The sequence below is a fragment of the Stenotrophomonas capsici genome (genome assembly GCF_034961085.1).
GTDB lineage: Bacteria > Pseudomonadota > Gammaproteobacteria > Xanthomonadales > Xanthomonadaceae > Stenotrophomonas > Stenotrophomonas capsici.
In genome coordinates, this window is the sequence record NZ_JAYFUH010000225.1 from 1 (window position 1) to 10,449 (window position 10,449).

The following is a 10,449-nucleotide window of genomic DNA, read 5'->3' on the forward strand; positions in this document are numbered from 1 at the left end:
TCGCGCTCGCCGCTGCGCTGCATCTGCTCGGCCATTGCCGGCTGCGCCGCCAGCACGTCGGCGTTGATCTCGCCCACCAGTTCCACCAGGGTGCCGTACAACGGCACTTCGGTGCGGTACATGTGCGACATGGCCTGCGAGAACAGGCTGCGGATGTGGTCGGAGGAAACGAAACGGTCGGCGGTCATGACTGGGCGCGCTGGCGCGAAATCGAAGGAACCGCCATTTTCGCCCGGAATGCAGTGCCGCGCCTATCCGCCCGGCAACAAAAGCCCCCGTGCCAGCGGTGTCAGCGACGCCCGCCCGGCGCGATGCCCTGCCCCGCCGCCATCAGGCTCGCAGGGGGTTCCGCTCGCTCACTGCGCCTTGCGCGCGGCCGCATCCCGCTTCGCGCGATCGCCCAACTGGCGCTGCAGCAACGGATCCAGGCGGATCGGCCGGTCCCAGTGGTCGTAGCTGGCCACGATGGCATGGCGCAGGGCCCGCCATTGCAGGTTGTCCACCGCCCGGCCATCGCGCTCAAGCACAGCCTTCCAGTCCGCGTCCGGCTGGGCGGTGCGGGCACGCACCCACTCCCGGCAACCGGTCGCGCTGACCTGGCCCCAGAAGCAGGCCAGGTAGACATCGGCCGGTGCCCAGCCATGCGCCTGCATCAGTGCCTGGACATACCCCGGGCGTGCCCCGGCATAGCGCACCAGTTCATCCAGGAAGGCATCCGGATAGCGCGCCGCATAGGCATTGATGTCGGCCAGCTGCCGGTCCACCCAGGCATCGCCGGTGGCCGCCGCGTACGCAGGTGCGGGGGCCGTGGCCGGTGCCGCGGCGGGCTGCTGCGCGCCCGCCACGGGGGCTCCCGTGAGCAGGCCCAGCACCAGCAACGTCAGCACGGGCCGGCGCTGCCGATGGCGGACGCTGCCCATGCTCAGCCAGCCTGCGCCGCGATGGCGCGTACCGCCTGGACCCACTGGTGCGCGGTATCGGCCTGGTGCAGGCGCGGCGCATCGTCGGATACACCGTGCTCGGCCTCGTGTGCCCAGGTGACCGCATACGGCGTGTACACGCCCCAGCCGCCGAGCTCCAGCACCGGCTCGATGTCCGACCGCAGCGAGTTGCCCACCATCACGAAGCGCTCGGCCGGCAGGTTGAACTCGGCCAGCACGCGCGCGTAGGTGGACTGGTCCTTCTCCGAGACGATCTCGATGCGCGGGAACAGGTCGCGCAGGCCCGAACGCTCGATCTTCTGCTCCTGGTGAAACAGGTCACCCTTGGTGATCAGCACCACCGGGTATTCGGCGGCGATGGCGGCAACGGCGTCGCGCACGCCGTCGATCACGTCCACCGGGTGCTGCAGGGTGCGGCGGCCGATCTCGATCACCTGGCGCAGGTGGTGGGCGGAGATCTTCTCGTCGGTGAGCTCGATCGCCGCTTCCAGCATCGACAGGGTCATGCCCTTGGCGCCATAGCCGAAGATGGCCAGGTTGCGCCGCTCCACGGCCAGCAGGTGGCGGGCGGTATCGGCATCGTGCAGGTCGATGTAATGGCCGAGGATGGATTCGAACTCCTGCTCGGCCAGGCGGTAGTAGTCCTCGCTCTTCCAGAGCGTGTCATCGCCATCGAAGCCGACCAGGCCGATGGCGGAGGGGGAAGTGGTCTGGTTCATGCGCGACAGGATACCGCGTTACCCCGTACCGCCATGCCGCGCACCACCCCGGAAACAGGAGCGCCCCTCTCCCCAGCCGGGAAAGGGGCGCTCCACCTGTGGGCTTACTTCTGCTGCTTGGCCGCGTAGGCGCGGTACTCGTCCGGGGTCAGCTTGCCGTCCTTGTCGGCGTCGGCGTCATCGAACACCTGCGACAGGCCGGCGTTGGCCTGCGCCTCGGTCTTGCTGATGCTGCCGTCACCGTCGGTATCGACGCTGCCCCAGGTCTGGCCGCCATTGGCGGCGGCCGACGCCTGTGCGGCGTTGGCCGATGCATCGGCCGCGGCATCCTGCGCCTGCTGCGCCGCAGCTTGGGCGGCGGCGGCCTGGTCCTGTGCATCCTGGGCCATGGCCGGCATCGCCAGAGCGGAGCCCATCAGTGCGGCCAGGGCGAACAGCGGGGCGCGATTACGAATGGTCATCAGGTTTTCCTCGTCGTTGTTGGGAAAGCGCGGCAGGTTCCGCACGGCCCCAACCCTGACGGCCTCCAGCTGAATCGTCCTTGCCCCGGAAATCCACTGCAGACGTGGCCTTAACCACTCCCCTGCCCACTGCGGTTACCGCCGCGGTTAGCCGCTCGTGAAGTGGATGTAAGCCACCGATTCAACTGTTCCAGCAAAGGCACCTATCGGCCTGGAAACGGCGCTCAGGGTGCATCGGTGGCGTCCTGCGCCAGGTGCCGGGAACTGAATGCCCACCAACCCAGGCCCACGCCGATCAATGCACCGATCACTTCCAGCACCACGCGCGTCCCCAACTGGTCCGGATCGTGGATCGCCGCCAGCGCCAGGCGGGCATACAACGGTGACTCCAGCCGCACCATACCCAGGTAGAACAGGTTCCAGCCATCCACGCCGCTGGAGATGGCCACCGCGGCAAGGCTGGACCAGCCCACCGCATGCCCATGCGACAGGCCATGCCGCCGGCACACCTGCCACCACAGCGCGTAGACCACGAAGCCGACGGCCAGCGCGATCAATGCCGCTTCGAAGGAGCCGAGCAGGCCGTAGTGCAGGACCAGGTTCATGGGGCAACGGGGAGATGACAGGGGCAGGCAGTCTACCTGCCATGCCCCGGCTCAACGCACCGGGAAGTCGTACGCCGTGTCCGGGGTGGGCTCCGGCTTGAAGGTGAAATGCCACCATTCCATCGGGTAGTTGGCAAAACCCTCGGCCTGCATCGCATCGAGCAGCAACCGGCGGTTGTGCGCCTGCGCCGCGCTGATGTCCGGGCTGGCGGTATGCGCCAGCGGATCGAAGCGATCGAAGCCGGTGCCCATGTCCAGCGCCGTGCAGTCGCCGCCACGGCAATCCAGCAGGCCCAGGTCGACGGTGGCGCCGCGGCTGTGGCCGGAGGTCTCGGCGATGTAGCCATCGAGCAGGGTGCGTTTGTCGACGTTGGGGTAATAGCGCGGCTTGGCGACCTGGTCGGCCGGGTCATGCACCCAGGCCACGAAGGCCTTCACCGAGCGTACCGGCCGATAACAGTCGTACAACTGCAGCGCCATGCCCTGCGCCTGCAGGCTGCGCTGTACCCGCGCCAGCGCCGCGGCCACCGGTTGCAGCAGATAGCAGCGCGGCGCCTCGTAGCCGGGCACGACGCGGCCGGTGAAGTTGTCCTGGCCGGCGTAGCGCATGTCCAGCACGAAGCCCGGTGCCAGGGTGGCGACATCGACCATGTCCGCCTGCTGCGGCGTGGTGGCGGGCGAGACATCGACCGCCGTCGCGGCACCGGCGGCGCCGCCCAGCAGCACCATCAACACCGTGTTACGGACACGCGCCGACACGGTGGAATTCCAGGTCCTGGTAGTCATAGCTGAAGTCGATCTCCGGGTCGATGGCGCGCATGCGCATGACAGGGTGCGCCGCATCACCGGAGAATTCCAGCCACGCATCGGCGTCCTCGCCCAGGTCCTGGAACGCGACGAACCACTGCGTGCCGCTGCGCATCACCGGGCCTTGCAGCGTGGGTGACTTGACCGAAGCGAACGCGACACCGCCCCCCGTGGCACACAGCCGCACCTCGCCGAACCACGGATCGCGCCAGACACCCAGCGCATCCGCCACCTCAGCCGGTTGCGCGGCCTTGCGATCGGCCAGTGCCGGACGCACGTGGCCGGCGGCCTGCCGCTGCCGCGCGGCCTGCTCCATCTGCCCGGCGTAATACAGCACGTCCGGCGCGTTGGACGGCGCCGTGTACTGCTTGAGCAGGGCCTGGGTCAGGGCGGTGCGCGCGTCCTCCGCCTCGCCGTTGATCAGCATCACCACGCCGGTCCTGCGATCCGGCAGCAGCGCCAGCGACGAATACATGCCCGACAGCGTGCCGGTATGCGCGACCTTCCATTGCCCATCCATGTCGGACAGGCGCCAGCCATAGCCATAGGCGGAGAAATGGCTGTTGTCCCACTCGCGCTGGCGCTGGCTGATCGGCATCGGCATGTGCGCCGTCCACAACGCGCGGCGCTGGGTCTCGTCCAGCCACCCCGGCGCCTGCGCCGGATCCAGCAGCACCTGCATCCAGCGCAGCATGTCATCCAGGCTGCAGCGGATGCCACCGGCGGCCATCGACGGGAAATCCTCCACGCGTGCCGGGTCGGCCGCGGCGGCGATGTCGTGCCCGTCGTTGCGGTAATGCGGGCGCGCGATGTTGCCTGCTTCGGCAGGCGACCATGCACCTACCTGACAACGACGCATGCCGAGCGGCTCGAAGATTTCCTGCCGTACCAGCTCAGCGTAGGGTCTGCCGCCTGCGGCAGCCGCCACTTCACCGGCCACCACGTACAGCAGGTTGTCGTAGGCGTAGTCGGCGCGGAAGCTGCCAGTCGGCTTCAGGTGCGCCAACCCGGCAATGATGTCGTTGCGGTCGAAGTGATTCGGCTCGGGCCACAACATCAGGTCGCCTGCGCCCAGCCCCAGCCCGCTGTTGTGGATCAGCAGGTCGCGCACCTGCAGGTTGCGCGTCACCCACGGGTCATGCATGCGGAATTGCGGCAGGTAGCGCGTCACCGGGTCATCCCAGCGCAGCTTGCCGGCCTGCACCAGCCGCGCCAGCACTGCGGCGGTCATCGCCTTGGTGTTGGAGGCGATCTTGAACACCGTGTCGGCATCGACCGGTGCGCCTTCGCCCGTGACCAGTTCGCCACGGGTGATGCGCTGGACGACCTTGCCATCCTCGATCACGCCCACCGCGATGCCGGGCAGGTGGTAGTGCTGCATGGCCTGGTCGACCAGCACTTCGCTGCGCGACGACCCGGCGGCAGATGCCATTCCGGTCACGGCCAGCGCACAGATCCATGCAAGTTGCTTGATGCCCATCGTTCCCTCCGCAAAAAGCGAACGGCCCGCCGAAGCGGGCCGTTCGTTCAGCACACGATCAGAAGTTCCAGGTCACGACCAGCTGGGTATACCGCGGCGACTGCCAGCGGGTGCCTGTGGCGAAAGTATCGCGCTTCACGCCCGGGTTAGCCTCGTAGCGCTGGTGCACGTTGATCACCGTCTGGTTGTTGAACACGTTGTAGACGGATAGGCGGGCCGTCAGGTCCACCGTTTCCACCGGCAGACGCCAAGTCACGTTGGCCCCCATGTTCCACGTCCACGGCAGACGACCGAAGGCACCGCGCGCGGTTGGCTCAAGCACACGTTCGTTCCACGGCTTATCGCACTTGGCTACGCACAGCCAGCCCGAACCGCCGCCCGAGCCTTCCGAGGCGAAGCCACCGGCCGCCAGGCTGTCACCCGGCCACGTCACGCCGAACGCCGTGATCGGGCCACCGGACTGCACCTGCAACGTTGAGCCCACCGACCACTGCTCGTTGATCTGGTAGCCGGCACGGACCTTGAACTGATGGCGGAAATCATTGAACAGCACGCCATAGCGCTCATTCACCGCCGGATGGTCGTAGTACTGCACCATGCCGGTGCTGCCGAAATTGGTGTCCGAGTTGGTCGGGCCTTCCAGGTTGCCCTCGCTCTTGGACCACAGGTAGGACGCGTTGAACATCCACTTGTCGTCCCACGCACGGTCGATCTGCAACTCCACGCCCTTGTAGCGACGCTTGGGCTTCTTGTAGCCCGTCACCTCGCCACTGCCACCCTTGATGTAGCCGTCCTTGCTGGTGTCGATGGTGATCCAGCCCTCGCTGGCGCAGCCGATCGAAGGATCGCCCCAGATGGTGACGTTGCCGCCGCCATTGCCGACCACCCACAAACTGCGGCCGACCGGACCACACGGGGTGTGGTTGATGCGGATGTCGTCGACCGCACGGTCCATCTTGCGGTAGGTACCGTTGATACCCCACGACCAGGCCTGGTTGATCATCGCCTGGAAGCCCAGGATGAATTCATCCTGGAACACCGCATCGATGTCCCGCGACACGCTCTGGCGCAGGTCACCCGAGCCGGTGTTCATGCTGGTGTCGGCCGGACCGATCTGCTGGCCGACGATCGGCAGCATGTACTTGGTCCCGGTGATCGGATTCACGTGTTCGGTCCAACCATCGAGCGCGTAATAACGGTATTCGTCGGTGAGGCCGCCGGCAAAGTTGACGTTGATGTTGTTCGAGACCGGCAGGTAGTAGCGGCCTGCGTTACCGAACAGCTTGGTGCTGCCATCGCCCTTGATGTCCCACGAGAAGCCGCCACGCGGTGCGATCAGATTGTCCTGCTTGATGAACGAACTGCCGTCGGCGACCTTGTTGTTGAAGCTGTCCGAGCGCACGCCCAGGGTCAGCAGCAGGTTCGGGGTAACGTTCCACTGGTCCTCGATGTAGAACGCATTGGCCACCGTATCGAACTTGCCACCGGACACGTTGCGGCGTGCCATCAACATCTGCGTGACGTTCGGCGGGATGTAGACGCCGGCGCCGCCGAACACTTCCGAGCCTGGGGTAGGCACGTAGGCGGTATACATGGTGCCGCTACCGGAGTAACGCGACATCTGCTCGGTGGTCAGCTTCTCGCGGTCGGCACCGAAGCGGATCAGGTGGTTGCCCAGCGACCATTCGAAGTCCAACCGCGCTGCATCGCGGGTATTGGTCATCTCCACGACTTCGCGGCTGGGCGAACAGCCGAGCGTCTTGTTCGGCATCTGGTTGAGGTACGGCGCATAGCTGTTCTGGCCGCTGGTGTTGCTGGTGATGAAGTCGCAGACATCATCGCCACCGGAACGCGCGTTGGCCTTGCGCTCGTTCCGGCCGATCATCGCCTTGGCAGTGAAGTTCTGGCCGAAGTGGCCGGTATAAGTGCCTGACCAGTTGGTACCACCGCCCTCATTGGTGCTGGTACCGGTGACATCGCCGACCCGGGCGCTGTCCCAGTTGTACTTGTACTTGGTGCCCCTGGTCTCGCCGTCGTCGGAGAACGCCAGCAGCTCCAAGGTATGGTTGTCTGTGATGTTCCAGTCCAGCTTGCTGCCCCAGAAACCATCGTTGGCCTTGCCGGTGTTGTAGGCGGTCTGGCCACTGCTGAAGCGCGAATAGGTGTTGCGGTTCTCGTACATCGCGAACAGGAACAACTTGTCCTTCACGATCGGGCCCGAGCCCCAGACGTTGGTCTTGGTGAAGGACGAGGAATCACGGCTGGCGAAGTGACCGTCCGTGCTGCTGCCCGGGTGGTAATGGTCGCGGCCAGCGGACTTCCATGCGCTTGGCTCGAACGTCACCTGCGCACCACCTTCGAACGTGTTGGAGCCCGAGCGGGTGACCGCGTTGATCACGCCGCCGGTGGAGCGGCCGAACTCCACCGAGTAACCGCCGGTCTTGACCTGGAATTCCTTGAAGAAAGCGAACGGCGGCGCCGAATAGCCCTGGCGGTCGTAGATGTCGGTAACGTTCAGGCCGTTGACGAAGATGGCGTTCTCGGCCACCGAGGAACCGCCGAAGCTGATGCCACCGAAGCTGGAATTGCCACCCACCACGCCCGGTGCCAGCAGCGCGACCGAGTCCATCGACTGCTCCACCGGCATGCGCGCCAGTTCTTCGCGGTTGATGTTGAACGAGCTCTCGGTGGAGTACACGTCCACGCGGTTGACGATCTGCGTGCCAAGCACCTGCACCGAATCCAGGGTCACCGCACCACTGGCACCGCCGCCGCCAAGATTGACCGTGGTCGTGCCGCCGAGGGCCACGTTGACCGCGACCGGTTCCTTGTCGGTCTGCCCATCGCGCTTGACCTGCAGGCTGTAATCGCCCACCGGCAGCTGGCTCAGTCGATAGGAACCATCGGCACCGACGGTGACGGTGCGGGTCAGGCCGGTGGCCTTGTTGACGATGGTGATCTGGTCACCGCTGCTCGCGCGGCCTGCGATCGCGCCGGTGGCGCTCTGCGCCATCACGCTCGGCGCCAGTGCCCCCAGACAGGCGCCCAATGCGACGGTCAGCGCCGCCCGCTTCAACATTTTGCTGTTCATCCCCTGCTCTCTCCTGCAGATAGTGAAGTAACGACTCGAACTGCTGTCTATTGCCCTTCCAGCGGCAGCACCTGCGTCTGGAAGTCGTATTGCCACTGGTTGAAATAGAGGTTCCCGCCCTTCCACTCCACTTCACCACGTTGCAGGTCCACGGTCTCCGAACGGAAGTGCTGCTTGGCCGGCACCAGCGCCCGTGAGTAGTCGTCGTTGAAGGCGATGCGGTAGGCATCGATGCCGCCGAAGTAGAAGTCGCGCTCGGCCGGCACGCTGCTGTCCAGCGCGCCGGTGGTCACGTCCATCGGCACCCAGCCGTACGGGGCCAGGTACATCGCGCCCCAGTCGTGCAGATTGTTGTAGCCCACCGCGTCATCGGAATAGACCATGCCCGACTGCCAGCGCGCCGGAATGCCGTTCAGGCGCAGCAGCGTCACCAGCAACAGCGTCTGCTGGCCGCAGTCGGCATGGCCGGCGTGCAGCGCGTAGTCGGAGATGTTGCTGATGGTGGAGTATTCGCGTGCGCCACCCCACGGGATCTGGTCCACCGCGTCGAACAGCTTCCGGGCGACGCGGTAGGGGTTGGTCTCGTTGCCCACCACCTTGCGCGAGAACGCACGCAGCGCCGGGGTGAACACCACGTGCGGCGCGCGCTGCGCCAGGAAGGGCGCCAGCGCCGGGTCGGACGGCGTCGGCAGCACCTTGTCCGGGTCGATCACGAAGCGACGCGCGGAGATGGTGACTTCATAGTTGACCGAGAACTCGGTCGGCGTACCCGCCACCGCGGTGCGCTCCAGGTAGGCAGTGCGCTGCAGGGTGTCTTCGGGCGCGACCTGCGCACCGTCCGGCACGCTGCCCAGCCAGCGGATGTTTTCCTGCTGGCCCGGGATCGCGCGCGGGTACGGGATCCAGGCACGCACGGTCTCGCCAGCGGGCACGGCATCGGCCTTGACCGTGATCGACTGGGTCACGCGGATGCGGCGCGGACTGACACTGTTGCGGCCGCTGCGGTCAGATGCCGCGATGACTTCGGCGTGGTGCGGCCCCAGCCGCTCGTACGGCCCCGGTCGCGAGATGCGCTTGTCCGCCGGGCGACGCTGCGAGGCTTCCTCGCTCAGCAGGAACAGGTTGTTCGGGGCACGGTTGAACCAGCGGCGCTGGCCGTCGATGTCCAGGTGCTCGATCAGGCCGGCATCGTCCCAGGCCTTGAACTCGGCCTCGCGCAGGTCGGGGATGGAGCGGCGCACCGCGGCCTTGGCCTGCGCTTCGTCCAGGCTGAAATCCAGCCGCATCCGGCGCATCCGCTCCTGCTGGAAGGCATAGGCCTGGCGCGCCTGCGCATCGGTCCCCGGTGCGGCCAGGGCAGCATCGATCTCGGCCTGCGCACCGGCGAAGTCACCGCGGTCGATCCGTGCTTCCAACGCCGGCAGGGGCAGCGTTGGGGCCTCGCCGGCCTGCGCCGTGCAGGCGATGCCCAGCCCCAGCAGGGAGACGGCTACCTTGCGGGCGAGAGCGACACGGACAAAGCAGGCAGAATCGACAGTTGAAGCCACGGCAACACATCCAGAGGTGCAGGGTGGTAACGGCTGTTTAACACGCACCCGATAGCCGGTCAATAATTTATTCTTGCTTTCATGGATGAAAGGAATAAATATTCCGAAGCATCTCCAAGGGGAGTTCCAATGAACGTGATCCCGGCACACCTTCCGCGCCGACGCCTCGCCCCGCTGTCGCGGGCCCTGCTCCTCGCTGCGGCGCTCTGCGCCGGCCCGGCGTGGGCACTGTCGCCGCCGCAGGCGCCTGCCCCGGCCTACGCGGGCATCCTTGGCCTGGAGGAGAGCTTCCTCGCACCGCAGCATTGGATCGCGCAGTTGCCCGATCCCGACGCGGTGATCCTGGACCGCGCCGGGATCGACGCGCAGAACGCGCGCATGCGCCAGCAGGACAGTTCCATCCACGACCTGCGTGCGTTGCCGGCCAACCTGCCGCGCGCCCTGGTGCTGGAGCAGATCAACGGCATTTCCCGCGCCCCCACCCGCCCCCTGTACGACGTGCAGGGCAAGCCGGTGGGCGCGGCCCAGCTCAAGGCCATCACCGACAACCTCGCGCTGGAGCGCGTGCCGGCCAGCCGCCCGATCCAGTACGGCCTGGTCGTCCACCGCGCCGCGTTGCGGGCCTTCCCCACCGAACTGCGCGTGTTCAGCAGCCAAGGCGACACCGACATCGATCGCTTCCAGGAGTCGGCGCTGTTCCCCGGCGACGCCGTGGCGGTGCTGCACGAGAGCGCCGATGGCAAGTGGGTGTTCGTCAGCAGCGAGCGCTACGCCGCCTGGATGGAGAAGCGCTTCGTC

Annotated in this window: 10 protein-coding genes; 1 reads left to right on the forward strand and 9 read right to left on the reverse strand. The window is 66.6% G+C overall.

The annotated features are described in order from the left end of the window. The 9 genes from VA603_RS11665 to VA603_RS11705 form a co-directional block, all read right to left on the reverse strand. A partial coding sequence (locus VA603_RS11665) for a 2-oxoadipate dioxygenase/decarboxylase family protein (protein ID WP_425603698.1) occupies positions 1-188 on the reverse strand: 188 nt, incomplete at its 3' end. A gap of 168 nt (positions 189-356) precedes the next feature. Further along, positions 357-920, reverse strand: a complete 564-nt coding sequence (locus tag VA603_RS11670; RefSeq protein WP_323438950.1) for a hypothetical protein — start codon at positions 918-920, stop codon at positions 357-359. A gap of 2 nt (positions 921-922) precedes the next feature. Beyond that, on the reverse strand, positions 923-1,660 hold the full coding sequence (locus tag VA603_RS11675) for an HAD family hydrolase (RefSeq protein ID WP_323438951.1): 738 nt from the start codon (positions 1,658-1,660) through the stop codon (positions 923-925). 104 nt (positions 1,661-1,764) lie between these two features. Further along, complete coding sequence (locus tag VA603_RS11680; RefSeq protein WP_132865927.1) at positions 1,765-2,121, reverse strand: EF-hand domain-containing protein; 357 nt, start codon at positions 2,119-2,121, stop codon at positions 1,765-1,767. 224 nt (positions 2,122-2,345) lie between these two features. Then, a complete protein-coding gene (locus VA603_RS11685; RefSeq protein ID WP_132865928.1) occupies positions 2,346-2,726 on the reverse strand; it encodes a hypothetical protein in 381 nt (126 codons plus the stop codon). Positions 2,727-2,777: 51 nt separating this feature from the next. Further along, on the reverse strand, positions 2,778-3,455 hold the full coding sequence (locus VA603_RS11690) for a M15 family metallopeptidase (protein WP_323438954.1): 678 nt from the start codon (positions 3,453-3,455) through the stop codon (positions 2,778-2,780). A gap of 10 nt (positions 3,456-3,465) precedes the next feature. Further along, positions 3,466-5,013 carry a serine hydrolase domain-containing protein gene (locus VA603_RS11695; protein ID WP_425603699.1) on the reverse strand — a complete coding sequence of 516 codons (1,548 nt, stop codon included), beginning with the start codon at positions 5,011-5,013 and terminating at the stop codon, positions 3,466-3,468. Between the two features lie 58 nt (positions 5,014-5,071). Beyond that, positions 5,072-8,104 (reverse strand): TonB-dependent receptor, encoded by a 3,033-nt coding sequence (locus VA603_RS11700; RefSeq protein WP_323438952.1) that lies wholly within the window; start codon positions 8,102-8,104, stop codon positions 5,072-5,074. Positions 8,105-8,151: 47 nt separating this feature from the next. Then, complete coding sequence (locus VA603_RS11705; RefSeq protein WP_425603700.1) at positions 8,152-9,534, reverse strand: transglutaminase-like domain-containing protein; 1,383 nt, start codon at positions 9,532-9,534, stop codon at positions 8,152-8,154. A 246-nt stretch (positions 9,535-9,780) separates the two neighbouring features. On the opposite strand from VA603_RS11705, the gene VA603_RS11710 reads away from it, so the two are divergent. After that, positions 9,781-10,449, forward strand: a 669-nt coding sequence (locus VA603_RS11710) for an SH3 domain-containing protein (protein WP_323438953.1), incomplete at its 3' end; no start/stop codon positions are given.